The organism is Paenibacillus spiritus (genome assembly GCF_008710135.1).
GTDB classification, from domain to species: domain Bacteria; phylum Bacillota; class Bacilli; order Paenibacillales; family Paenibacillaceae; genus Paenibacillus_AQ; species Paenibacillus_AQ glufosinatiresistens.
Genome location: NZ_VYKK01000021.1, coordinates 79,860 through 105,910 on the forward strand (window position 1 = coordinate 79,860; position 26,051 = coordinate 105,910).

The window sequence follows — 26,051 nt, forward strand, 5'->3', positions numbered from 1 at the left end:
ATGCGCAAGATTGTGGTAGGCAGCAGACAAAGCGCGCTCGCGCTGACACAGACGGGCCAGGTCATTGCCGATCTGGAACGGCTGGCCGCCGAGCACGGAATGGAAGTGGCTTTTGAAGTTCACAAGATCATAACCAAGGGCGACCGCATTCTGGATGTAACGCTGTCCAAGGTGGGAGGCAAGGGCTTGTTCGTCAAAGAGATTGAACAGGCGATGCTGGATGGCAGAATCGATATGGCGGTCCACAGCATGAAGGATATGCCGTCCGAGCTGCCGGAGGGGCTGATGAACGGGGCGGTGCCCAGGCGCGTCGACCCCCGGGATTGTCTGATCTCCCGGGATGGGCTGACACTTGAGCAGCTTCCTTCCGGAGCGCGGGTTGGCACCAGCAGTCTGCGCCGGTCGAGCCAGCTTGCCTCGCTGCGGCCGGATCTGCGGATCGAGCCGGTCCGGGGCAATATCGACTCCCGGCTGGGCAAGCTGGCCAGCGGAGAATACGACGCCATCGTCCTGGCCGCCGCCGGTCTGCACCGGATGGGGTGGCTCGACCGAGTGACGGAATATTTGGCTCCGTCGCTCTGCATCCCGGCCGTCGGCCAGGGTTCGCTCGGCATCGAGTGCCGGCAAGACGACGCCGAGCTGCGGAAGCTGCTTGCGCTCTATAACGATCCGGCAACGGCGGTCACGGTAGAAGCGGAGCGCGCTTTCCTGGGCGCGTTGAACGGCGGCTGTCAGGTGCCGATCGGCGCGCATGCGGTGCTGGAGAAGACGGGTGCGGCGGGCGGAAGCATGACGCTGACCGGGATGGTTGGCACGCCCAACGGAGGAACCATTCTGAGAGAAAGCCGCATCGGGGATGATCCGGTACGGCTGGGACTAGAGGTGGCGGCGGCGCTTAGAGCGCAGGGAGCGGAAGCGATTCTGGCAGAAGCAAGGGGATGAGAGAAGATGACGGGACGAGTCTATCTGGTGGGAGCGGGGCCCGGGGATGCCCGGCTGATTACGTTGAAAGGGCTGGACTGCATTCGGAAGAGCGACGTGCTGGTCTATGACCGTCTGGCCAGCCCCAGACTGCTGAAATGGATGAAGCCCGGCGGAGAGAAAATCTATGTCGGCAAAACGACCAACCGGCACACGATGAAGCAGGAGGAGATCAACCGCCTGCTCGTGGAGCTGGCGCTTCAGGGCAAGACGGTGACCCGGCTGAAGGGCGGGGACCCGACCATCTTCGGCCGGGTGGGCGAAGAAGCCGAGCTGCTCCGGCAGCACGGGGTGCCTTACGAAATCGTGCCGGGCGTTACTTCGGCGATCGCGGTGCCGGCCTATGCCGGCATTCCGGTGACGCACCGGGATTATGCGTCGTCCTTGTCGATTATCACCGGCCACGAAAGCCCGGACAAGCTGGACCAGGCCATCCATTGGGATAAGCTGACGCAGGCGACGGGAACGCTGATCTTCATGATGGGTGTAGCCAAGATCGGCTACATCAGTTCCAATCTGATCAAGCACGGCCGCCCGCCGGAGACGCCGGTGGCGCTTGTGCGCTGGGGCACCCGCGCTGAGCAGGAGACGCTTGTAGGCACGCTGGCCGATATTGAGGCCAAGGTGACGGCGTTGAACTTCCAGTCGCCGGCCGTGATTGTGGTCGGTGAAGTGGTCGGCCAGCGCGAGAAGCTGCAATGGGCGGAAGCGCTGCCGCTCTTCGGCAGACGGATTCTGGTGACCCGTTCTCGGTCCCAGGCGAGCGAACTGGTGGAGCGGATTGAAGAGCTTGGCGGGGAGCCTTACGAATTTCCGGTCATCGAGACGGTGCCGCCGCGCAGCGAAGAGCGGATTGCCGCTCTCCGCGAGGCGCTGTCCGCGCTTCATACCTATGACTGGGTCTTCTTCACAAGTGTGAACGGCGTAGAGTTCTTCTTCCGCCATCTGGCCGAGCTGCGGGTGGATGTGCGCGGGCTTGCCCGCGCCCGCATCGCGGCGGTCGGCCCGGCAACGGCGGCGGCGCTGGCGGAGCGCGGCCTGCTGGCCGAGGAGCTTCCGGGGCGTTTTCAGGCCGAAGGGCTCCTGGAGACATTCGGCCCGGACCTCGTGCCGGGACAGAAGGTTCTGCTCCCGCGCGGCGATCTGGCCCGGAACTGGCTGCCCGAGAAGCTGGCCGAGCTCGGACTCTCCGTTACGGAGGCGCAGACCTATGAGACCGTTCCGGTTGCGGAAGACGACGAGGAGCTAAGGAAGCTGCTGCAGGAGGGGGGCATTCATGCCGTGACCTTCACCAGTTCTTCGACGGTGCGCAATCTGCTGGAGGCGCTGCGCGGCATGGGGTTCGAGGAACCGGCGCGCGCGCTGGACGGCGCAGCGGTCGCCTGCATCGGTCCGGTGACGGCCGCAACCGCCGAGGAGGCGGGGCTCTCGCCGAAGCTGCTCGCGAAGGAAGCGACGATTGTCTCGCTTGTGGAGGAGCTGTGCCGCTGGAATGCCGAGACGCGGAAGCCGTGAATGCTTAAAGGAATACCGGATAAGGCAAAGGGATTTTTGCGGCTGGACTGCAAAAATCCCTTTGCCGCTTCTGCAGACAGCCGGCGTCGTCACATTCTCTCGGAAACCGATCCGCTTGTGAACCGGAACCGGAACATGCTACAATACAAGAACAAATGTTCTTGTCCGGGAGGGCGGATATGCCGAGAATATATGAACACATGAACGTCAAGACCGGCATGACTCCGGTGAAGGAAGAGCGAATGCCGTTTGGCTGGTCCATCAATCCGTACCGCGGCTGCGCGCACGGGTGCAGCTTCTGCTTTGCCCGGGGATTTCAGCATTTTATGAATCTCGGCGCGGACGATGAATTTCAGAATCACATCCTGCTGAAGACGAACGCTCCCGAGGCGCTGGAGGCACAGCTTGCCAAGCTCGCGGTGCGTCATCGCTACGATCTCGGCGAGATGCGGCGGCGGCTCGGCCAGGTCATGATTGGAACCGTAACGGACCCGTACCAGCCGGTCGAGGGCCGAATGAAGCTGACCCGCCGCTGTCTGGAGGTGCTGGCCCGCTACGGCGTAGGCGCTTCGGTCACGACGCGCTCGCCGCTGATTCTGCGCGATCTCGACCTGCTGCGCCGGATGGACGGGGTCTCCGTCAACATCAGTATGAACACCTTGGATGCGAAGCTGACGCGGAGGCTGGAGCCGGAAGCGCCTCTCCCGGCCAAGCGCCTGGAGACGCTGAAGGCTCTCAGCGAAGCGGGTATTCGCACAAGCGTGTTCATCGCGCCGATCCTTCCCTTGCTGACCGACGGTCCGGAGGATCTGGAGGAGCTGTTCGCAGCCGCCGCGGAGCGGGGAGCCGGGTCTTTCATGACCTCGGTTCTGCGGCTGTCTCCGGAGGTCAAGCGCGGGTATTTCCGGTCGCTGGCTGAACACTATCCGGACCGGTTGAACGGGTACCGGGAGCTGTATGCCGGCGGCGCCTACGCTTCCGATGAATACCGGGAGAAGCTGCGCCGCCTGACCGATGAGCTGAGCCGGAAGTACACGCCGTCTGCGCCGCTCTACAAGCCGGCGGAAGCAGAGGAAGCGCCTTCCGGTATCCGGCCGGGCTCCCCGGCTCCCGGAGAAGCCTGCGGCGAGCCGGCTTATCCGCCGGAGCAGCTCTCTTTCTTCTGACCGGGACAGCGTAGACGTCTGGCCGGCCGCCCGGCTTTTGCCGGAGACCGGTCTGGAGTAGAATAAGAGGGAGTGGACAGCTTGGTAACGGCAGAGACTTTTCCGAAACGGAGGGTTGAAGGATGAAGAAGCGGAAATTGGGCGCATCCGGGCTGGAGGTATCCGCCCTGGGGCTCGGCTGCATGGGCATGTCGGATTTCTACGGAAGCCGGAATGACGAAGAATCGATTCGGACCATCCATCTGGCGCTGGACCGGGGATTGAACTTTCTCGATACGGCGGACATGTACGGCGTAGGCCGGAATGAGGAGCTGGTCGGCCGAGCCATCAGAGGACGGCGGGGCGACGTCGTGCTGGCCACAAAATTCGGCAATGTGAGGGCGGAAGACGGCACTCCCCTGGGCGTGTGCGGGCGTCCGGAATATGTGAAGAAGGCTTGCGACGACAGTCTGCGCCGTCTCGGCGTGGATTACATCGACCTCTATTACCAGCACCGGGTGGACCCGGATACGCCGATTGAAGAGACGGTCGGAGCGATGGCCGATCTGGTCCGGGCGGGCAAGGTCCGCTGCCTCGGTCTGTCGGAGGCGTCGGCCGATACCATCGGACGTGCGCTCGGCGTCCATCCGATTGCGGCGCTGCAGACGGAATATTCACTCTGGAGCCGGGATGTCGAAGACCGGATTCTGCCTTTTTGCCGTGAGCATGGGGTGAGTTTCGTTGCTTACAGCCCGCTGGGCCGCGGTTTCCTGACCGGGCAGATCAAGTCGTTCGAGGATCTGGAGCCGGATGACTACCGGCGGATGTCGCCCCGCTTCCAGGGCGAGAATTTCATCAAGAATCTCGAACTGGTCGAGCGCATCCACGAGATTGCACGCGAGAAGGGCTGCTCGTCTTCCCAGCTGGCGCTGGCCTGGCTGCTGTCGCGCGGCGAGGATGTCGTGCCGATTCCCGGAACGAAGCGCCGCCGCTATCTGGAGGAGAATCTGGAAGCCCTCGATGTGCTTCTCACTCCCGAAGAGCTGCTCCGGATTGAGGAGGCGGCGCCTCAGGGCTTTGCCTCGGGCGAACGCTATCCCCAGGCTTCAATGAAGCTGTTGAACCAGTAAGGCAGACCGCAGGGGCTGCGGCAAGCCGCAAGCACCTGAACCTGCAACAATCTTGAAACTTGCAGGTACCAGAGTCTGCAAGCACCAGAGCCTGCAAGCACCAGAGCCTGCAAGCACCTGAACCTGCAACGATCTGAAACTTGCAGGCACCAGAGTCTGCAAGCACCAGAGAGCCTGCAAGCACCAGAGTCTGCAAAGCGCCTGAATCCGCCGCAAGAACCCGAATCCGCAGCTGACTTGCCCTGCGGCGGGTTTCTTGTGTTTTGCGCGGAATTGGGACAGTATAGAGAGTGCATAACGATTAGGAGGAACCTGAGATGAGTTTTCCGATAGTACGGCATCGCCGCCTGCGCGGCTCGGCCGGAATCCGCGGCATGGTCCGCGAGACCGTATTGAATCCGCTGGATTTGATCCAGCCGATCTTTGTCACTTTTGGCACCGGCGTGAAGAATGAGATCAGCTCCATGCCCGGCGTGTTCCATTTCTCGCTCGATACGCTGAAGGAAGAAGTCGATGAAATTGCTTCCCTCGGAATACCTGCCGTCCTGCTGTTCGGCGTTCCCGAGACGAAGGATGCCGTAGGCTCGTCGGCCTACGCCGACGAAGGAATCGTACAGGAAGCGACCCGGCTGATCAAGAGCTGGTACCCCGAACTGATTGTCATCGCCGACACCTGTCTGTGCGAGTTCACGGACCACGGCCACTGCGGCATGGTTCATACCCATACCGCTGCCGACGGGACGGTAACGGGCGACGTCATGAATGACGCTTCGCTCGCTCTTCTGGCGCGGACTGCGGTCTCCCAGGCCAAGGCGGGGGCCGATATCATCGCGCCTTCGAACATGATGGACGGCTTCGTGCAGGCGATCCGTTCGGGCCTTGACGAGGCCGGCTATGAGCATGTGCCGATCATGTCCTACTCGGTCAAGTATGCGTCCGCCTATTACGGACCGTTCCGCGAGGCCGCCGACTCGGCGCCGCAGTTCGGCGACCGCAAGACGTACCAGATGGACCCGGCGAATTTGCGGGAAGCGATCCGCGAAGCGGAGACCGATGTTCTGGAGGGCGCGGACATGCTGATGGTGAAGCCTGCCCTTGCTTACCTGGATGTGGTCCGGGTCATCCGTGACCAGTTCGACCTGCCCCTGGTCGCCTACAATGTGAGCGGCGAGTATTCAATGGTCAAGGCGGCTGCGCAGGCCGGCTGGATCAACGAGAAAGTAATTGTGCTGGAGACGCTGACAGGCATGAAGCGCGCCGGCGCCGACATGATTATTACCTATCACGCCAAAGACGCGGTTCGCTGGCTGCGCGAGTAGGGGACGCTCCCTGCCGGGGAGCGGAGGAACTTCCAACATAAAGGAGTGGCGACTTATGGCCAAGGAACGAACAGTGCGCCGGGAAGAAGCTTCCCGGGCCGCTTTTGAAGAAGCGAAGCAGTATATCCCCGGCGGGGTGAACAGCCCGGTTCGGGCGTTCAAATCGGTCGGCCTGACACCGGTCTATGTGGACCGGGGAAGCGGATCGCGGATCTGCGACATCGACGGGAACGAGTTCATCGACTACGTGCTGTCCTGGGGCCCGCTGATTATGGGACACGCCCACCCCGAGGTGGTGGATGCACTGCAGCGGACGGCCGCCAAGGGAACGAGCTTCGGCGCTCCGACGCTGCTGGAGACGGAAATGGCAAAGACGGTTGCAGAACGGGTCGCTTCGGTCGATATCGTGCGAATGGTCAATTCCGGAACGGAAGCGACCATGAGCGCCATCCGGCTGGCGCGCGGATATACCGGCCGCAACAAAATCCTGAAATTTGAAGGCTCCTACCATGGGCACGGCGACAGCCTGCTCATCAAAGCCGGCTCGGGCGTAGCTACGCTCGGCCTCCCGGACAGTCCGGGAGTGCCGGAAGGAATTGCCGCCAATACCATTGCCGTTCCGTATAATGACCTGGAATCGGTGCGGGCGGCCTTTGAGCGGTTCGGCGACGACATCGCCGCCGTCATCGTGGAGCCGGTAGCGGGCAATATGGGAGTCGTGCCGCCCCGGCCGGGCTTCCTGGAAGGCCTGCGCGAGCTGACGGCCGGAGCGGGCGCCCTGCTGATCTTCGACGAGGTCATGACCGGCTTTCGGGTCGGATACGGCTGCGCGCAGGGAAGATTCGGCATTACGCCGGACCTGACCTGCTTCGGCAAGGTTATCGGCGGCGGCCTTCCCGTCGGCGCCTACGGCGGACGGCGGGACATTATGGAGAGAATTGCGCCGAGCGGTCCGATCTACCAGGCCGGGACGCTGAGCGGCAATCCGCTGGCGATGGCGGCCGGATATACGACCCTCAAGCTGCTGACGCCGGAAGTCTATGACCGGCTGGAGGTTCTGGGGGCCCGTCTGGAAGAGGGGCTTGCAGCCAATGCCCGGGAGACCGGCATTCCGCTGACCGTCAACCGCGTCGGCTCCATGGTCTGCCCGTTCTTCACGGAAGGACCGGTTACCGACTATGACTCCGCGAAGAGCAGCGATCAGGCGCGCTTCCGGGCCTATTTCGGCGAAATGCTGAACCGCGGAATCAATGTGCCGCCTTCCCAGTTCGAAGGCATGTTCCTGTCCGCCGCCCATACCGAGCAGGACATCGACGACACGCTGGAAGCGCACCGGGCCGCGCTGAAATCGCTGTGAGCGGGGCGGTGCCGGCAAGCTGGACCCGGCGCGGCGAGTGGCTGGAGGCCATGCCCGGCAAGCCGGTCGCAGGTGCGTCCGAGCCGGCCCTGGCGGCCGAAGACTGGCTGCGGAACGCCGCCAAGGTCCCGGAGAAGCTGCTGGCCCGCCTGCTTCGCGAAGGCGGCGTGCAGTGGCGGGGCGACCGGCTGCGCGTCGCTCTTTTTCCGCCCCGGGAGCCGGGCCTGGCCCCCGACTGGTGCGGACTGGACGTCCTCTATGAGGACGACTTCTGTCTGGTCGCGCTCAAGCCCGCGGGGATGAATGTCCATCCCGACGGAAGCGGACGGGAGGAGCCGACGCTGGACGGAGCGGTAGCGGGACATTATGCCATGACCGGACAGGCCTGCGCCGTTCGCCACATCCACCGGCTGGATAAGGATACGTCCGGACCGGTGCTGTACGCCAAGAATGAGCTGGCCCAGCTTGTGCTGGATGAGGCGATGGCCGCGAAGATGATCTCCCGTCGCTATGCCGCGCTGGTATACGGCGAAGTGCCGGATACCCTCCAGGTCATCGACGAGCCGATCGGCCGCGACCGCCACCATTCGGGCCGCCGCCGGGTATCTCCTTCGGGCCAGAACGCGGTAACCCGGATCACCGGCCTGGAGAAGTACCGGGGCGCCAGTCTGGTTCGTCTGGAGTTGGAGACGGGACGGACGCACCAGATCCGCGTGCATTTCAGCCATCTGGGCTTCCCGCTGATCGGGGACCTGCTGTACGGAGGCGGCCCGGTTCCCGGGCGGCCCCGTGCCGGCGCCGCCGTGAAGCGGCAGGCGCTTCACGGCGAATCGCTGGTCTTTCCCCATCCGTGGACGCGGGAGAAGACAGAGGTTGTCTGCCCGTGGCCGGAGGATCTGGAGCGCCTGCGGCGCGACCTGGAAGCGGGCGGACCGCCTGCAGGTCGCTAGGAAGCCCGCCACAAGGAACAAGAGCAGCAAAAAGCCCGAGAGTCGCACGGCAGAAGCCGGCGACTTTCGGGCTTTTAGTTTTGGAGATGAATGCAGTCCGGAGATAAAGTCAGCTCAGCTTGATTTCCAGCAGCTCGTACGTAATCACGCCAACCGGCGCTTCGACGCGGATCGCATCTCCCGCCTTCTTGCCCATCAGCTCCTTGCCGAGCGGACTCTCATAGGACAGTTTGTTGTTGGAGACATCGGCTTCCGCCGGGCTGACAATCCGGTATTCGATCCGTTCGTTGAATTCCACATCGTTCAGAACGACCGTGGAACCGACGCTTACAGCAGAGACATCCAGACTGTCGGCGCTGACCACACGGGCGTTCTTGAGCATATTCTCAAGCGTCTTGATGCGGGTCTCCATGAACGCCTGATCGTCCTTGGCGGAATGATATTCGCTGTTCTCCTTCAGGTCGCCGTAGCTGATCGCCAGCTTCAGCCGCTGGGACAATTCTTTGCGGCCCGCTCCCTTCAACTGCTTCAATTCTTCTTCCAGCTGGGCGTAGCCTTCCGGTGTCAGGATGATCTGATCTTCTTTGCTTGCCATTCCTTGGTACCCCCGTTACTCGTATTTATCTCTATTGTACCTCAAATGCCGCCGGTTTTAAAAATGAAACCCGAGATTCGCCCTGCCCGGCAGGAATGGGACGCCGATCGGGGCATATACATGGGAAGAGCGTGATTATGGGCCCGGCCCCCGGACAGGTTCGGGACGAGACAGGGCCAAGAAGGAGGATATTTCCCGTGTTTGACCAGTCGAACGGCTTGCGGTTTGATATTTATGAACGTGTTCAGCTGCCACAAGACCTGCCGGGAATCGCCGAGCTGGAGGAAGTGGAGCTGGTGCCGGATATCCGGGTGGTTCCCAAAGGCAGTCAGGCCGAGCTCTACGGCCGCCTCGTGCTGACCGGTCTGTACCGAAGCGAAGATGACCGAACCCAGCGTCTGGAGCATTTCATTCCGGTGGAAATTACGGTGCCGCTGACCCGGGTCGGCTCGATCGAAGAGGTCGGTGTAGAGATCGACAATTTCGATATTGACCTGCTGTCGATGCGCACCGTCAACCTGACGGGAGTCCTGTCGCTGCGCGGCGTCGGAGAGCCGGCAGGAATGCCGGCCTGGCAGAAGGAAGAATACACGGTCGCCTATGCGCCTTCCGGGTCAGCGTCCGACCAGCGGGCAGAGCCTGCATCGCCGGCAGAGGAAGAGTCGCTGTACGAGAACTCGCTGTGGACGTATGGCGAAGGGCTGAGCGAGGAGAGCGAGCCGGAGCGCGACTCGGAAGAACCGCAGGCGTACGAACCGGAGACCGGCTTCTACCCGGGGCTTCAGAACGAACCGGAGCTGACGGTGGCCGCGCTCGGCCTGGATAAGAAGGACGAGAGCGTAACCTTCCGTGAAAAATGCGAATCGGAGCCGGTCGAAGCCGCTCCGGAAGAAGGTTGGGCGGCGCTTAGCCAGGCGGCGCCGCGGGAGGCGGCTGCGCCGGCGGCTACGCTGGCGGACGGCGAAGAAGCAGCCGGCGTACGGGAGCCTGAAGCGGAGGAGCCGGCCGCCGCGGAATGGGCGGACGCCGCCTCTTCCGCTCCTTGGGCGACGCCGCTTGAAGCAGCGGCTCCGCTGGACCCCGAAGCGGCGGAAGACGCCGCCGCATTCCCCCCGGAAGAGAAGCCCGACCTGAAGGTGGCGCTCGGAAGCAAGAAGGAAGCGTCCGGCGACGGAGGCGCTGCGGTTACCTTCTCCTCCCTGCTCTCGTCCAGCCGAAGCCTCGGCGAGCGGACCGGAAGCCCGGACCCGGAAGAGAAAGAGGAGCAGGGTGCGGCGGCGGGCGCGGCATCCGGCGAGCCGGAATGGAAGAGCCGGTTCATCCGGAGTCTGGAGGGGACGGAGCCTTTCCGCAGGGTCCGCCTGTGCATTGTTCAGCGGGAAGAGACGTTGGACAGCATCGCCGAGAAATACCGGATCAGCGCGAGAGAGCTGACGCTCTACAACCGCCTGGCGTCCGGAGCGGTGGAGGAAGGACAAATTCTGTATATTCCCTGAACAAAAGAAGAGCGGGCGGAAGATCAGGCGGGTACGCGTATAAGCGGCCGCCTGATTTTTTTGCTGAGTTTGCATATCCGTAGTATATGTATTAGTATTAATAATACTTAATGCGGCGAACATGGCCAAAGGAGGCTCGCGTATCATGATTATCAGGCTGGATTTCAAAAGCGAGGTGCCCATTTACCAGCAGCTCCGCAACGCGGTCGTCATTGCCATCGGCACCGGGGAACTGGAGCCGGGCGAGAAGCTGCCGGCGATCCGGCAGCTGGCCGGTGAACTCGGCATCAATGCGATGACGGTCAACAAGGCTTACGCCATGCTGAAGGCGGAAGGCTTCCTGCGCGTGGACCGGCGGCACGGAGCCAGCGTGGCGGCCGCTTCGTCCGGCGGACCGGAGGAACGGGAGAAACTGCAGCGCGCTCTGCAGCTTGTCATCAGCGAAGCGCGGCTGCACGGAATCGGCCGTCAGGAATTTATGGACGTCTGCACCGGAATCTTCGCCGCCATGAAGCCCGCGGGCCGGGCAGACGAGTAGGAGGGAACCGATGTTATTTGCACTTATTCTCGGCGGAGCCGGACTGATCGTATATCTGGCCGCCGCCGCTTCTTACGGCAAGACCGAGAAGGTTCCGGGCGGTGCCGTCATTCTCGGGACCGGAATTCCCGCGGGCAATACCGGAGACCCCGAGCTGGACGAGATTCGCCGGCTCTATGGCGGGAGGAACCGGCGGTTGAACGTGACCGGGCTGACACTGCTGCTGGCGCTGCTGGCCGTCTTGTCCTTCACGCCGCTTGCGGACTATGCATCGGCTGCCTTTCTGGGAATGCTGGCCTGGACTTCCGTGATGTGCCTGATGCGCTACAGGCTGTACTTGTCCGCGCACCGGAGCAGCGCGGAGCTCAAGCGCAGACGGGGCTGGACGCTCGGGGAGGCCCGGGTGGTCTATGCGGATACGAAGCTCGCGCTGATGAAGAACCGGGGATCGCTCTCTCCCTGGCTGCACGCCATACCGCTTGGGCTGGCGCTGGCGGCGGTCCGGTCGGGGCTGGGCGATTCCGATTCCGCGCTGCCGGCCGTCGCTTGTACGGCGATGGGCACTTCGCTTCTGTATTTCGTTCTCGCGCTGGCTTTCCGGCGGATGAAGGCGAAGGTGTACAGCCGCAACAGGGAATGGAATGAAGCGCTGAACACTTCGGTCCGGCGGGCCTATTCCGCGCTGTGGCTGGCGCTCTCCCTGCTGGACAGCGGCCTGGCTGCGGCTCTGACCCTGCTTGCGCCGAGGGAAGAACCGGCTCTTGCCGTGTGGTGGACTGTCTTCGCGGTTCTTCAGACGCTCGTTCCGCTGGGATTTATCTGCGGGGTCGCCAGGTATATGGGCCGGGAGAAGCGGCATGGACTGGAGATGGACGACGCCCCGCTCGCCACGGACGACGATGCTCTATGGATCAACGGCATGACATATTACAATCCGGATGACCGGAGCGTCATGGTTGCGAAGCGGACGGGCATCGGCACCACCTTCAATATGGCGACCCGGGCCGGGCGGTGGAGCACCCGCATTGCCATCCTGCTGGGCGCCCTGGTGCTGGCCGGCGTCAGCGCTCTCTTAGTCTGGGAGGACTTCAGCGAGCCGCGTCTGAACCTGACTGCGTCCGGTACGGTCGAAATCCGAAGCACGATGTACAACTTCGATTTTCCGGCCTCGGACATCCGGGAAGTCGCCCTGGTCGACAAGCTGCCGGGCGGTACGAAGACGAACGGTTCCGCGACCTCGCGGTATGCGCGCGGAATATTCCGTCTGAAGGGATACGGCCCAACCCGGCTGTACGTCTATAAGGAAACGCCGCCCTATCTGATGATCCGGCTGGCTGATGGCTACAAGCAGCAGCGGGTCGTGTTCAACGAGAAGGACCCGGCGCAGACCCGCCGTCTGTACGAGAAGCTTCGGGCGGCCGAGGCTCCTCCGGTTGACTAGCCCAAGCGCAGACGGTATTATGGGAATAAGCATATCTTACAACCCAAGGCAGTACGTGAAAGACTGGGAACGGGAAGAGTAGACGGCAGACCCTACAGAGAGCGGAACGGCAGGCGCTGGAAGTTCCGCAGGAAGTCAGGCCGGCGAAGTCGCCCCGGAGTCGTTCGATTGAGACGGGAGCGAAGAGGTTCCCGGGTAGGTCGAGCCGGATGCAGGCCGTTATCCTGGTTGAGTGTCGCGCCCCGCCCGCAGCTGACTGGTCAGCCGGGACGGATGACGGCCGGAAGAACTTCCGCCGCGCGCGAAACAAAGGTGGTACCGCGAAAGAATGGCCTTTCGTCCTTTGAGGACGAAAGGCCTTTTTGTATGCTTCGGGACAGATCCGGTTCTTGCAGGCTCTCCCCCGTCACATTCATAATGCAATGGAGGTCAACACAAATGGCAGAGAATCAACCGGCAACGCTCGACATGCCGACGACTTACGATCCGAAGGCAGCCGAGCAGAAATGGTACACGTACTGGCAGGAGGGCGGCTATTTCCGCGCGGGACGCATCCCCGAAGCGAAGCCGTTCACTATTGTTATCCCGCCCCCTAACGTAACGGGCATGCTGCATATCGGCCATGCGCTCGACTTTACGCTCCAGGATATTCTGATCCGCACGAAGCGGATGCAGGGTTATGATGCGCTCTGGCTGCCGGGCGCCGATCATGCGGGAATTGCCACCCAGACGAAGGTGGAGCAGAAGCTGCGCGAGCAAGGCGTCAGCCGCTATGATCTGGGCCGCGAGAAATTCCTGGAGCAGGTATGGTCCTGGAAGGAACAGTACGCCGGCACGATCCGCGAACAGTGGGCGAAAATGGGCCTGTCGCTGGATTACTCCAGAGAGCGGTTCACGCTGGATGAAGGTCTGTCGCAGGCGGTTCGGGAAGTCTTCGTCCGCTTGTTCGAGAAGGGCCTGATCTACCGGGGCAAACGGATTATCAACTGGGACCCGGCCGCCCGGACGGCACTGTCGGACATTGAGGTGGAGTACAAGGAAGTGAACGGCCATCTGTATCATCTGCGCTATCCGCTGGCGGACGGCAGCGGCTCCATTACGGTAGCGACGACCCGCCCCGAGACGATGCTCGGCGATACGGCGGTGGCGGTTCATCCGGAAGACGAGCGCTATAAGAACATGGTCGGCAAAATGCTGAAGCTGCCGGTAATCGGCCGCGAAATTCCGGTGATCGCCGACGAGTACGTCGAGAAGGACTTTGGCAGCGGCGCGGTGAAGATTACGCCGGCCCACGACCCGAACGACTTTGAAGTCGGCCAGCGCCATCATCTCCCGCAGATCGTCGTCATGGACGAGACCGGTACGATGAATGCGGAAGCCGGACCGTACCAAGGGCTCGACCGCGCGGACTGCCGCAAGCGCATCGTGGCCGATCTCAAGGAGCAGGGCGTTCTCGTAAATATCGAGGACCATGTGCACCAGGTCGGACACAGCGAGCGCTCCGGCGCCGTTGTCGAGCCGTATCTCTCGACGCAGTGGTTCGTGGCCATGGAGCCGCTGGCCGAGGCCACCATCCGGAGCCAGAAAGACGGCAGCGGCGTGAACTTTGTGCCGGACCGTTTTGAGAAGATCTACCTGCACTGGATCGAGAATGTCCGCGACTGGTGCATCTCCCGCCAGCTCTGGTGGGGGCACCGCATTCCGGCTTGGTATTCGGAATCGACCGGCGAGATGGTCGTCGCCCGCACAGAGGAAGAGGCCAGAGCGAAGAGCGGCCTGACCGACCTCCGCCAGGATGAGGATGTGCTCGACACCTGGTTCAGCTCCGCCCTGTGGCCGTTCTCGACGCTGGGCTGGCCGGACGAGGAAGCCGCCGACTTCAAGCGCTATTACCCGACCGATGTCCTGGTTACCGGATATGACATCATCTACTTCTGGGTGGCCCGGATGATCTTCACGGCGCTGGAGTTCACCGGCGAGAAGCCGTTCCGCGATGTGCTGATTCACGGTCTTGTCCGCGACGCGGAAGGACGCAAAATGTCCAAATCGCTCGGCAACGGCGTCGATCCGCTTGAAGTCATCGAGAAATACGGAGCCGATGCGATGCGCTTCATGATCTCGACGGGCAGCACGCCGGGACAGGATCTGCGCTTCCGCTGGGAGAAGGTCGAGCAGGCGCGGAATTTTGCCAACAAGATCTGGAACGCTTCGCGCTTCGCGCTGATGAATCTGGAGGGCGTAACGTATGACCGGATCGACATTTCCGGCGAGCTTGGAACGGCGGACCGCTGGATCCTTCACCGGCTGAACGAAACTTCGCGGGATGTTTCGCGTCTAATAGACGCCTATGACTTTGGCGAGACCGGCCGTCTGCTCTACAACTTCATCTGGGACGATCTGTGCGACTGGTATATCGAATTCGCCAAGCTCTCTCTCTACGGGGAAGATGCGGCGGCCAAGGCCAAGACCCAATCGGTGCTGGCTTACGTGCTGGACCGGACGCTCCGTCTGATTCATCCGTTCATGCCGTACATCTCCGAAGAGATCTGGCAGCATCTGCCGCATGACGGCGAGACGATTGCGCTGGCCGCCTGGCCGGTATTCGACGAAACGCTGGCAAGCGACGCGGCGGTGGCCGAGATGAACCTGCTGATGGACATGATCCGCAGCGTTCGCAATATCCGGGCCGAAGTGAATGTGCCGATGAGCAAGAAGGTGGAGCTGATCGTCAAGGCTGCCGACGAGGACACGCTGGGCATTATCCGGCGCAACGCCGGCTACATCAGCCGGTTCGCCAATACGTCTTCTTTTGAGGCGGGACTGAACCCGGCCGTACCGGACAAAATGATGTCCGGCGTCGTAACCGGCGCCGAGCTGCTGCTGCCGCTGGCCGGTCTGATCGACATCGACCAGGAGATCAAGCGTCTCGAGAAGGAAGCGCAGACGCTGACCTCGGAAGTGGAGCGCGTAGACAAGAAGCTGTCCAATCCCGGCTTTGTCGCCAAGGCTCCGGCCAAGGTGATTGAGGAGGAGAAGGCCAAGCAGGCCGACTACGCCGCCAAGCGGGACAAAGTGCTGGCCCGCATCGCCGAGCTGAGAGGATAAGAGACCTATGGAACACAGAGATCAAGGGGCGGGCCTGACCGCCCCTGCCTTTACTTACAATGAAGCGGTCGAATGGATCAACGGGCTGATTCCGTTCGGCATCCGCCCGGGACTGGAGCGGATCGAACGGTTGATGGAAGCCCTCGGCCACCCGCACCGCCGGCTGAAGTTTATTCATGTGGCGGGAACGAACGGCAAGGGTTCGACCTGCGCGTTCCTGACCTCCGCGCTGCTGCGGTCGGGATATGCGGTCGGCACCTACACCTCCCCGTATATTACGAAATTCACGAACCGTTTCCAGTTCAACGGGGAAGACATTCCCGAAGAGACGCTTGCGCAGCTGGCTTCGCGGCTGCGGCCGCTGGTCGAGGAGATTGCCTTGACCGAGCTCGGCTCGCCGACGATGTTCGAGGTCTCGACGGCTCTGGCGATTCTCTACTACGCCGAAGTCTGCTATCCCGACGTCGTCGTATGGGAGACAGGCCTGGGGGGAAGGCTGGATGTTACCAACATCGTGACCCCGATTGTCTCAATCATTACCAACGTCGGCTACGACCACACGGATGTGCTGGGCGATACCCTGACGGCCATCGCGGGCGAGAAGGCGGGCATTATTAAGCCCGGCGTCCCTGCCGTCAGCTGCGTGGACCAGCCAGAGGCCGTCGCCGTGCTCAAGGCCCGCGCGGCCGAGTGCCGTTCGACGCTCTATCTTGCCGGCGAGCAGTTCTCCTATGAGACGGAGGACTACCGGGAAGGCAGCCGGGAGCAGCAGTTCAGCTTCAACGGACCGTTCCGTTCGCTGAAGCTGGCCATCGGCCTGAAGGGCGAGCATCAGGTCGCCAACGCAGCTGGCGCGATGATGGCGCTGGAGGTGCTGCGTCAGTACTTGGCTTTCATGCTGGAGGACGAGGATGTGCTCGCGGGCTTCCGCGAGGCGTCCTGGGCCGGAAGGCTGGAAGAGATCGAGGGAACGCCGCGAGTCGTGCTCGACGGCGCCCACAATCCCGAGGGGGCGGCGAGCCTTGCGGCGAGCCTCCCGCATTTTTACCGTTACAATCGACTAAATTTGATGATGGGTATGCTGGCTAACAAGCATCATGAGTCCTACTTCAAGCATATACTTCCTATAGTGGATACGCTTATCCTGACCGAACCGGATTTCCGGAAGAAAATGGACGCCGAGCAGCTTCGGGCAATCGCGGAGAGTCTGCGGGAGAAGTATGCCAAGGAGAACTTGAACATCGTGGTGGAGCCGGACTGGCAGGCAGCGCTGGCGGACCTGCGGTCCCGGACCGGCGGGGACGATCTGGCTGTCGTCACAGGTACGCTCTATCTGATATCCGATGTGCGCGGCGCGCTTTTGCGGCAACCCGATTCTGAAAAAGGCTGGTGACTGACTGTTGAATACTACGGAACGCGTTCATTTTATAGGAATCGGCGGCTACGGGATGAGCGCCATCGCCAGAGTGATGCTGGAGATGGGCTATACGGTTACGGGATCGGACGTGGCGGCGCAGGAATTGACGGAGAAGCTGATCCAGAAGGGCGCCAAGGTCTATATCGGCCATGAAGCCGAGCAGGTGCAGGGCGCCGATCTGGTCGTGTACTCGACCGCTCTTCCGAAGGACAATGTGGAACGGGTGGAGGCCGAACGGCTGAATATCCCGATTCTTCACCGCTCGCAGATGCTGGCGCGGCTGCTCAACGAACGCAAGGGCGTTGCGGTTGCGGGAGCGCACGGCAAGACGACAACGTCGTCCATGATCGCGCTGGTCATGGAGGAGTGCGGCGTGGATCCCACTTATATTATCGGCGGAGAGATCATGAACGTCGGCACGAACGCCAAGGCGGGACAGGGCGAATTCGTGGTGGCGGAAGCCGACGAGAGCGACGGCTCTTTCCTTCAGTATCATCCCTGGCTGGGCATTGTGACCAATATTGAGCCCGACCATCTGGAGAATTACGGCGGCGACTTCGAGCAGCTCAAGAAAGCCTATGTGCAGTTCCTGAACCAGCTGCGCGAGGACGGAACAGCCGTGGTCTGCGCGGATGATCCGACGGTGGCTTCCCTGCTGCCGCAGGTGAAGGCATCGGTGGTCAGCTACGGCATTGATTCGCAGACAGCCGATTACACGGCCGAAGATATTCAGCTTGGAGACCGCCAGGTCTCCTTCACGATGAAGCACGGAGCGGAGGCGCTCGGCGAAATCCGGCTGTCCGTTCCGGGCAGACATAATGTGTACAATGCCATGGCAACGGTCATTGTCTGCCTGAAGGCAGGGATTCCGTTCGCCGACATTGCCGGGGCGATTATCCGGTTCAACGGGGCGAAACGCCGTTTCCAGGTGCTGGGGGAAGTGGACGATATTCTCGTTATCGACGACTACGCCCATCACCCGACGGAGATTCAGGCAACCATCAGCGCCGCCAAGGCAACCGGCAAACGGATCATCGCCGTCTTCCAACCGCAGCGCTATACGCGCACCTTCTTCCTGCTGGATGCGTTCAGCCGGGCCTTCGGCGAAGCGGACGAGGTCATCATTACGGATATTTACTCGCCTGCGGGCGAGAAACAGATTGAAGGCGTCAGCTCGGGCAAGCTGGTGGAACTGATTATCGCCAACAGCAATCCCGGAGCCCGGCATCTGCCTGCCAAGGAGGACGTCCTGGCCGATCTGAAAGACCGGATCGCTCCTGGCGATCTGGTGCTCACGATGGGAGCGGGCGACATCTGGAAGGTCGGCTATCAGCTGGCCGATCACCTGAAGCAGCGCGCAGGCTCCCGGTAGACGGGACGAACGAGCCGCTGCAGGCGGAACTAGACGATAAATAGGCGTTGAGCAGACAGGCGCAGCTTCCCCGGAAGCTGCGCCTGTCTGTCTTGGCTTCAGCCTGAAGAGGCAGAAGGCAGCTGCCGAAACATTGAAATGCAAAAAAACGGAAGATTTCTTTCCCGGAATCGGTTAATATTGGACTATCGTCCTTTTGCGAACGCTTACGAACCGATGGTGATACATGATGGATTTTGAGGTCGATATTCGGACCCTTCTGCTTACGCTCGTTCTGGGCAATCTTTTTACGCTGCTGCTGATCACTTCCTACCGGCGCCGCTATCCTACCGAAGGAATCGGAACCTGGTTCGTCGTGGCCAAGTGGCTGCAATCGCTCTGCTGGTTCCTGCTGCTTCTCCGGGGACGGATTCCCGATATGCCGTTCATTCCGATCAGCAACGCCGCCATGCTCGGCGGCGGAGGACTGGAGATTGTCTCGCTGCTGTCCATCAAGGGCTGCTTCGGCCCTGCGGTCCGGCGCTATTATATTGCACTCTCGGTCTTCAGCGTCATTCTGTACGGAGGCGTCTATATAGTGCACAATCAGGAGAATTTGCGGATTGCCGCAGCTTCCTTTGCTGCCATGCTGTTCGTGGTTTATCCGGCCGGCCGTTTCGGACTGGGCCGGGAGGGATCCCCGCTTCAGCGGGCGATCGGTCTGCTCTATGGCGGAATGGCCGTTATTTTTGCGGCTCGGAGCGTGTCGGCTCTGCAGAACGGGCCCTCGCAGACCGTATTTACGCCGGGCCATGTGTCCAATCTGTATTATCTCGGCATGTTCCTGCTGATGAATCTCGGAACAGCGGCATTTGTCCTGCTCTCCCGGGAGCAGTCGCTGGATGAACTGAAGCGGATGGCCATGTTCGATGAACTGACCGGGCTTCTGAACCGGCGCTCGTTCCTGGAGCTCGCCCAGCCTGCGCTGGACCGTGCCCGCCGAATGCGCGAGACGATCTCTTTTATTCTGATGGATATCGACCATTTCAAACAGGTCAACGATGTATATGGCCATGCGGCGGGAGACCGGGTGCTGCGCGAGTTCGCAGCCGCAGCCGGCGGGGCGCTGATGGGAGAAGGGCTGCTGGGCCGTTACGGCGGGGAGGAGTTCGCCGTTCTTCTGCCCGGCTTGGACGAAGGAAGCAGCGACGAGACGATCGGACGGCTGAATGCGGCGATCGGAGGGCTGTCAGTAGAGGGGGTACCGCTTCGCTATTCGGTCAGCATCGGTGTCATCACTCTGATTCCGGGCAGCGCGGCTACCCTTGATTATCTGTACCGGCTGAGCGATACGGCGTTGTATCAGGCCAAACGAGAAGGCCGCAACCGCGTGGTCCGCGTCGAACCCGGATGCGGCGGCAGTTAGCCGCTTCCCCCCTGTCTGGGGCGGAAGCGGCCTTTTTGGGGAGGAAGGCGTGCCGGGCCTGTCATATTTCTCTATCGTCTATCATATCATCTCTTAACGAACGAAATCATTATGGGAGGGGATCAGGATGAGCAGCGGAAGGATGACATTCCGGTTCGATGAAGGAAGGGACAAGCCGGGGAACGAACCCGTTCGCGCGGACAGGCCGGTGCCGGTAGAGGGGCCGATGCAGACGGACAAGCCGATGCAGACGGACAAGCCGATGCAGAAGGACGAGCCGGACAGATGGGGCAGAGCGGCGGCTCCGGCTGCGGCGCAAGCGGGCAGCTTCAGCGAAGCGGGAGACCGGAAGCCGGCACGCTGGGCCCGCCCTCCGGAGAGAACGGAGCTTGAGGAAGAGGGGGAATCCCGCTCCAGGACGGCCGCAGCCCAGCCGGTTCTGGCCTCCTTGCGCCGCCGGATGCCGGGCAGAGAGACGGAACGGCCGCAGGTGCCGCCCCGGCCCTGGTGGGAGCCGGAACCCCGGGAGCCGCGGGAGCTTCTGCCCGTGCAGGACCGCTGGCCGGAAGAAGAGGAAGAGCGTCCGGCGGGAAGCTATGCCGATTTTGATTACGGGTCTCCTCTCGCGGGAGCCGAAGATTCCCCTTATTCCGACTCACCTTACTCGCTTGCGGATGCCGAAGACCCGGGAAGCGGGAGCGGCTACCGTTCCCGCCCTCCCGCTTCCTGGTGGCGGTTCCCGCTGCTTGTCGCCGGAGCGATCGGCATTGGGCTGGTGCTGGGCTATGCGGCGCTGTCGCTGCTCGGCGGCGCGGATGCCGGCGGAGCGGAAGGCGCCGGCAACGCGGCCAAGCCCGGAGCGGTGGGGGTAACCCCGGCCGCAGCGGCCGATCCGATACCGGCCCAGCGGTACTATCTGCTCCAGTACGGCGTGTTCAGCTCGCCGTCGGGAGCGGAGCAGGCCCGCGGGGAGCTGGCGGCCGCCGGGCTGGCCGCCGCCGTCGACTCCTCAGACGGCAATCGGGTGTACGCGGGGCTGTCCCCGGACCGCGAGCAAGCCAAGCGTCTGGGGCTTGCCCTGAAAGACCGGGGCATCGAGCTGTATGTGCGGGAAGTGGCGCTGCCTTCGTCGGGACAGCCCGCTGCCGACGCGGATTCGTCCGCTCTCAGCGGATACTTCGCCGCTTCCGGCGATCTGCTCGCCCGGCTGAGCGCCTTGTCGGCTTCTCTGCTGAGCGGCGGAACGGCCGACCAGTCCGGCATCTCCGATCTGCATCTTCGCTGGTCGGAGGCGGCCAAGGCCTTGGAGGCCGGCTTGCCGGAGTCTGCCCGGACAGAGACAGCGGTGATCGGAGGCGCCGTTGCCCGGGCCGTGGCGGCGCTGAGCGAGTATGACAAGAGCGGAGCGGACGGGCTGCTGTGGGAGGTCCAGAACTCCATGCTGACGATGATGACCGGGGAGAAACGGCTGCTGGAGCTCCTCTCGGCGTCTTCGCCGGATACGGGTTCGGCTTCTGTCTCCGGCCTGTAGAGATAGACGATTCGGGCTTGTCGGCCATGCTCCCACCGGCTGCGCTTTACCTCGCGCAGCGCTGATTGGACATTGTGCCGGCAAGCCCTTTCCCTTTATAATGAGGGGGTGTCATTTCAGGGCGGGGGATATTGAAATGAAAAAGAAAAATGCGGGTACGCTGATCCTGTTCATCATTCTGGGCTGGTTGGCCGGAGCCTGGGCGTCCCGGCTGCTGGAACCGGTTCAGGGGCTGGAATTCCTGACGCGTTCGAAGATGCTGGAGTGGAATCCGAGGGCCGATCTCGATATTATCGCCTACGATATCGCCATCCGCTTCAAGCTTGGTCTGCTCAGTCTGGCGGGCATTATCGCAGCCGTCTGGCTGTACCGGAGAAAATAAGGAGGGATGGCCGGATGTTAAACGGCGTACAGCGGCCGGAACGAATGCTGCTGCTTGCTTCGGGCTCGCCCCGGAGACGGGAACTGCTGGCGCTGCTGAATTTGCCCTTTGAGGTGATTCCAAGCGATGCCGACGAGACCACGCCGGAGGGCTGGTCTCCGGAAGAGATCGTCACGGCGCTCGCCGTCCGCAAGGCGGAGGCAGTGGCCGCCGGCTCTGCCGGAAGAGAGGCCGTTGTAATCGGCAGCGATACCATCGTCGTTCTGGACGGGAAGGTGCTCGGCAAGCCTGCGGACGAGACCGAGGCGGCAGCCATGCTAAGCCGCCTGTCGGGCCGCACGCACGAAGTGTTCACGGGCGTCGCCTGCCTCGGCCTGCCGGACGGCAAGGTCCGCACCGGCTTCACCCGTGCCCGGGTGAGCATGCGGAACATCGACGGGCGGGAGATCGCCGCCTATGTCGCAACCGGCGAACCGATGGACAAGGCCGGCGCCTACGCGGTCCAGGGACTCGCGGCCGTGTTCATCGAGCGTATCGAGGGCGATTATCACGGCATCGTCGGGCTGCCGATTTATCTGCTGCACGGACTGCTGCAGGAATTCGGAATCAGCGCGCTGGCTTGAAGCGGCTCCTCGCTGCAAATATGGACGGCTGTCTCCCCGCAAGGGGATGACAGCCGTCTTATTTTTGGCCTATTCCGTACAGGGAGGATCCGACTCGATTGTGGGGGGCGGTCATGGTATAATGGGCAGGGATTATCCGAATACGCGTGAAGCCTGTCAGGATATGGCGGAATTTACCGGCCCCCTCAGGTTGACAAGGCGTTTCAAGCTGGTATTGTTTAAAAGGGAAACCAGGAAAGCAGTCTCTCGTTTTCGTACAGAGTGGAGACATGCCGTCCCCGACAGTGCGGTGGTCCATCGCATGTGCTGTACGCCGGGCGGCTTTTCATTGAAGGGAAGATACCGGGATGGAAACGACAACGATTATGCTGCGGGACCTCCCCCATGAAGAACGACCGAGAGAGCGCATGATGCAATATGGGGCGGAAGCACTCAGCCAGGCGGAACTGCTGGCCATTCTGCTGCGCACAGGGACACGCCGGGAATCGGCGATCGCGGTGGCGCAGCGCATTTTGGGACAGGCCGGAGGCCTGCGGAAGCTGGCGGATCTCGGAGTCGAGGAATTGACCGGGATCAAGGGAATCGGCCCGGCCAAGGCGGTGCAGTTGAAGGCAGCCATCGAGCTGGGACGGCGCATGGCGGGTTCGCGTCTGGGCGAGCCGGTGACGATCCGCAGCCCGCAAGACGCGGCTGATCTGCTCAGCGAACAGCTCCGCTATCTTCAGAAGGAACATTTTGTATGCCTGTTTCTGAATACGAAGAATCACGTCATTGCGCAGGAGACGCTGTCCATGGGCAGCCTGAACGCATCGATCGTGCATCCGCGCGAGGTCTATCGGGCGGCTATCAAATACAGCAGCGCTTCCATTGTATGCGCGCACAATCATCCGAGCGGCGATCCCGCTCCGAGTCCGGAGGACATCGCGCTGACGCGGCGGCTGTTCCAGGCGGGAGAGATCGTCGGCATTGATCTGCTTGACCATCTGATTATCGGGGACGGCAGCTTTGTGAGTCTGAAAGAAAAGGGAATTATCTAGCATTTCTTAAAGTCTTTTTATACTGATATTTATTCAGTCTTCTAACTTGCAGAATACTTATAGAGCTTTGTTAAGGTAATTGCCTTTTTGAAAATCAGTTCTATCATAGAGAAAACAGCCACCTTTAAATTTAGATGGCTGTCTATCTTAAAGTCTTTTGAATGTAAGTAGAAATGTGGGATTAATCATATGCTCTTATATAACCCGTGGCAGTCCCAGAGTTATTAAAGATATGGAGTCTATATTTTCTTCCAGTACTCATATAAAAATTTGTTGTTGAAATTCCACTATCTAAATCTAAATAAACAAAATCCGAATCATTAAAGTCAGGGGTATGCCAAACGCCATTATAAAACACCTCAACAGTTGCGAATGTCGAAGGGTCTTTTGTTGTTGATTGTAAGGTAACTCGTCCATATATTCCTTGGCCGTCAACAGCCCCGGTGTATCCTTGTGAATAAGGAGCAACGCTTACGTATGATTCTGAAACTGCAGCTGTACTAAAAGTTGTTGAAGCATTAGAAGCATTATCAGTTATGGGAGTGGTTTCTGTGCTTGTAGAGATGGAACCGTCCGCTGCTAAAACAGTGGTCGAAGCAATCAAAGAAAGTGATAGGCCTAAGCATAAAGTCAAAGCAGATTTTCGCATAAAAGATTACCTCCTTTTTTTGGTAAACATAATATAGCATTTCTTTAAATTTATGTAAAGTATAGATTCATTTCACTAAAACGTGTAATATTTAATTTTCATGGTATTTATGACTTGGTTTGTAATGTAATTTTTTTTCACGTATAATATTCTCAAGTTACCCAAATTGTTTATGCTTATTTAAACTCAAGTAAAGCACGTGTAAGCAAACCTGTACCAAGCTACACTATGTTTAGAAGTCAGCGGAAAGGAATAAGTCAACTTATCATAGCGAGTCGCCAAGCGGCGGTAATGCTACACTTTATTGGAAAGTATTCAATCAGGTGGACTTCCTTTTTACGTTTTTATCAATTTGCGCAGGTTTTTATGGTTTTCTTACTGAGGAATCACAGAAACGGCGGACTGTTCTTTTAGCATCCCACGATATTATTCGTATCGTAGCGCGGTCGGCTAGAACCTGCTTTTTCGTTTAATCCATCTGCTTTTGCATTTCGTAGCTGGTTATGGAGTTACCACATCGACCGCAGTTAGAACAAAGCGAAGAGGATGCTTGGGGCATAAACTACGGCGTGAATCTTAATCGTAGGTCCACCTCGAAACATGCTTCAAAGTTTGGTCTAAAATCCCGGCGACGAAACCGGTTGTACACCTTAAACCACGAGCCATAATATTCGAGTTAGGTTCGCGCCAAGGCGCTCCTGTCCGGGCTATCCATAGCATAGTGTCTAGCATCTTGTAATAATCTTGCGAAGGGTTCCTCTTTGTGGGTCTCGTTCCGCCGACAGCGGTCCTTAATATTAGTCGTCGCATAGTTCATATCACTCATCATGTCTATCGTTTGTCTAATTTATAGGTTTTAGGTTTGCATACATTGTCTAGTTGAGCCTCAAATTGTTAAATTGAGTTTATGTGTTAGAAAACCTAAAACTGCATCATTCACTTTTAATCTTTATTAAAATTTCAACTTCATTTACGAAATATATTGATTGGGAAAGGGAGTTTACAGCATGTTAGGTGGTTTCACGAAGGATTTGGGAATTGATTTGGGGACGGCGAACACGCTTGTCTACGTACGCGGGAAGGGCATTGTCGTCCGCGAACCTTCCGTCGTCGCGATCCGCACCGATACGAAGACGATTGAAGCCGTAGGCGAATCCGCCAAAAAGATGATCGGCCGCACCCCCGGCAATATCCGGGCGATCCGTCCGATGAAGGACGGCGTCATTGCCGATTTCGACACAACGGCTACCATGATTAAATATTTCATCCGCCAGGCGCAGAAGCAGCGCTCCATGTTCCAGCGTCATCCTAATGTCATGATCTGCGTGCCATCCGGGATTACCGCTGTGGAGCAGCGGGCGGTTGAAGATGCGACGAAGCAGGCAGGCGCGCGCGAAGCCTACATAATCGAGGAGCCGTTCGCGGCGGCGATCGGCGCCGACCTTCCGGTCTGGGAGCCGACGGGCAGCATGGTCGTCGATATCGGCGGCGGCACTACGGAAGTCGCCGTGATTTCGCTCGGCGGCATCGTGACGAGCCGGTCCGTGCGCGTAGCCGGCGACGAGATGGACGAGTCAATCATTCAGTACATCAAGCGCCAGTACAACCTGATGATCGGGGAACGTACGGCTGAACAGCTCAAGATGGACATCGGTTCGGCCCTGCCGCTCGATCCGGCGGAGAATATGGAGATTCGCGGCCGTGATCTGGTAACGGGTCTGCCGAAGACGATTACCATCACTTCGGACGAAATCAGCGAAGCGCTTGCCGATACGGTCGGCGCCATGATTGAAGCCGTCAAGGTCACGCTGGAGAAATGTCCGCCGGAGCTCGCCGCCGACATTATGGACCGCGGCATCGTGCTTACGGGCGGCGGCGCTCTGCTCCGCAACCTCGACAAGCTGCTGGCCCGCGAGACGGGGATGCCGGTTATCGTCGCCGAGAATCCGCTGGACTGCGTCGCCGTCGGCACAGGCAAGGCGCTGGAGAATATCCACCGGTTCAAATCCCGCGGCGGCATGTCCCTCCGTTCCAAGCGATAGAGCGCGTGAATGAAATCCAGT

General features: G+C 60.5%; 21 protein-coding genes. 19 read left to right on the top strand and 2 right to left on the bottom strand.

The window, feature by feature from the left end; translation table 11 throughout:
• The 7 genes from hemC to F4V43_RS14785 all read left to right on the top strand — a co-directional run bounded on the left by hemC (position 1) and on the right by F4V43_RS14785 (position 8,397).
• Positions 1–942, top strand: coding sequence for a hydroxymethylbilane synthase (gene hemC / locus F4V43_RS14755; RefSeq protein WP_150459015.1), 942 nt, complete (start codon positions 1–3; stop codon positions 940–942).
• A gap of 6 nt (positions 943–948) precedes the next feature.
• Positions 949–2,496, top strand: coding sequence for a uroporphyrinogen-III C-methyltransferase (cobA, locus tag F4V43_RS14760; RefSeq protein ID WP_150459016.1), 1,548 nt, complete (start codon positions 949–951; stop codon positions 2,494–2,496).
• 179 nt (positions 2,497–2,675) lie between these two features.
• Complete coding sequence (locus F4V43_RS14765) at positions 2,676–3,662, top strand: SPL family radical SAM protein (protein ID WP_191089600.1); 987 nt, start codon at positions 2,676–2,678, stop codon at positions 3,660–3,662.
• A gap of 122 nt (positions 3,663–3,784) precedes the next feature.
• Entirely contained in the window at positions 3,785–4,771 is a 987-nt protein-coding gene (locus F4V43_RS14770) for an aldo/keto reductase (protein WP_150459018.1), read from the top strand.
• Positions 4,772–5,088: 317 nt separating this feature from the next.
• Entirely contained in the window at positions 5,089–6,090 is a 1,002-nt protein-coding gene (gene hemB, locus F4V43_RS14775) for a porphobilinogen synthase (RefSeq protein ID WP_150459019.1), read from the top strand.
• Between the two features lie 55 nt (positions 6,091–6,145).
• Complete coding sequence (gene hemL / locus F4V43_RS14780; RefSeq protein ID WP_150459020.1) at positions 6,146–7,447, top strand: glutamate-1-semialdehyde 2,1-aminomutase; 1,302 nt, start codon at positions 6,146–6,148, stop codon at positions 7,445–7,447.
• A 50-nt stretch (positions 7,448–7,497) separates the two neighbouring features.
• Positions 7,498–8,397, top strand: a complete 900-nt coding sequence (locus tag F4V43_RS14785; RefSeq protein WP_150459059.1) for an RluA family pseudouridine synthase — start codon at positions 7,498–7,500, stop codon at positions 8,395–8,397.
• 109 nt (positions 8,398–8,506) lie between these two features.
• On the opposite strand, the gene greA is transcribed toward F4V43_RS14785, so the two are convergent.
• Positions 8,507–8,992 carry a transcription elongation factor GreA gene (greA, locus tag F4V43_RS14790; RefSeq protein WP_150459021.1) on the bottom strand — a complete coding sequence of 162 codons (486 nt, stop codon included), beginning with the start codon at positions 8,990–8,992 and terminating at the stop codon, positions 8,507–8,509.
• Positions 8,993–9,189: 197 nt separating this feature from the next.
• On the opposite strand from greA, the gene F4V43_RS14795 reads away from it, so the two are divergent.
• From F4V43_RS14795 to radC, 11 genes are all read left to right on the top strand, one after another.
• Positions 9,190–10,488 (top strand): LysM peptidoglycan-binding domain-containing protein, encoded by a 1,299-nt coding sequence (locus tag F4V43_RS14795; RefSeq protein WP_191089601.1) that lies wholly within the window; start codon positions 9,190–9,192, stop codon positions 10,486–10,488.
• Between the two features lie 145 nt (positions 10,489–10,633).
• Entirely contained in the window at positions 10,634–11,026 is a 393-nt protein-coding gene (locus F4V43_RS14800) for a GntR family transcriptional regulator (RefSeq protein WP_150459023.1), read from the top strand.
• A gap of 10 nt (positions 11,027–11,036) precedes the next feature.
• Positions 11,037–12,467 carry a DUF5808 domain-containing protein gene (locus F4V43_RS14805; RefSeq protein ID WP_150459024.1) on the top strand — a complete coding sequence of 477 codons (1,431 nt, stop codon included), beginning with the start codon at positions 11,037–11,039 and terminating at the stop codon, positions 12,465–12,467.
• A gap of 438 nt (positions 12,468–12,905) precedes the next feature.
• Positions 12,906–15,572: a valine--tRNA ligase gene (locus tag F4V43_RS14810; RefSeq protein WP_150459025.1), complete on the top strand. Its 2,667-nt coding sequence runs from the start codon at positions 12,906–12,908 to the stop codon at positions 15,570–15,572.
• Positions 15,573–15,579: 7 nt separating this feature from the next.
• Positions 15,580–16,965, top strand: coding sequence for a bifunctional folylpolyglutamate synthase/dihydrofolate synthase (locus F4V43_RS14815; protein ID WP_150459026.1), 1,386 nt, complete (start codon positions 15,580–15,582; stop codon positions 16,963–16,965).
• A 7-nt stretch (positions 16,966–16,972) separates the two neighbouring features.
• Complete coding sequence (murC, locus tag F4V43_RS14820; RefSeq protein ID WP_150459027.1) at positions 16,973–18,361, top strand: UDP-N-acetylmuramate--L-alanine ligase; 1,389 nt, start codon at positions 16,973–16,975, stop codon at positions 18,359–18,361.
• Between the two features lie 226 nt (positions 18,362–18,587).
• Positions 18,588–19,766: a GGDEF domain-containing protein gene (locus F4V43_RS14825; RefSeq protein WP_150459028.1), complete on the top strand. Its 1,179-nt coding sequence runs from the start codon at positions 18,588–18,590 to the stop codon at positions 19,764–19,766.
• 127 nt (positions 19,767–19,893) lie between these two features.
• Complete coding sequence (locus tag F4V43_RS14830) at positions 19,894–21,297, top strand: SPOR domain-containing protein (protein WP_150459029.1); 1,404 nt, start codon at positions 19,894–19,896, stop codon at positions 21,295–21,297.
• Positions 21,298–21,433: 136 nt separating this feature from the next.
• Positions 21,434–21,679: a DUF4321 domain-containing protein gene (locus F4V43_RS14835; protein WP_150459030.1), complete on the top strand. Its 246-nt coding sequence runs from the start codon at positions 21,434–21,436 to the stop codon at positions 21,677–21,679.
• A gap of 14 nt (positions 21,680–21,693) precedes the next feature.
• Positions 21,694–22,302 carry a Maf family protein gene (locus F4V43_RS14840; RefSeq protein WP_150459031.1) on the top strand — a complete coding sequence of 203 codons (609 nt, stop codon included), beginning with the start codon at positions 21,694–21,696 and terminating at the stop codon, positions 22,300–22,302.
• Between the two features lie 347 nt (positions 22,303–22,649).
• Positions 22,650–23,339: a RadC family protein gene (gene radC, locus F4V43_RS14845; RefSeq protein WP_150459032.1), complete on the top strand. Its 690-nt coding sequence runs from the start codon at positions 22,650–22,652 to the stop codon at positions 23,337–23,339.
• A 181-nt stretch (positions 23,340–23,520) separates the two neighbouring features.
• Here radC and F4V43_RS14850 read toward each other — a convergent pair whose 3' ends face one another.
• Positions 23,521–23,988 carry a hypothetical protein gene (locus F4V43_RS14850; RefSeq protein ID WP_150459033.1) on the bottom strand — a complete coding sequence of 156 codons (468 nt, stop codon included), beginning with the start codon at positions 23,986–23,988 and terminating at the stop codon, positions 23,521–23,523.
• A 1,007-nt stretch (positions 23,989–24,995) separates the two neighbouring features.
• On the opposite strand from F4V43_RS14850, the gene F4V43_RS14855 reads away from it, so the two are divergent.
• On the top strand, positions 24,996–26,030 hold the full coding sequence (locus tag F4V43_RS14855) for a rod shape-determining protein (RefSeq protein ID WP_150459034.1): 1,035 nt from the start codon (positions 24,996–24,998) through the stop codon (positions 26,028–26,030).
• Positions 26,031–26,051 lie beyond the last annotated feature (21 nt).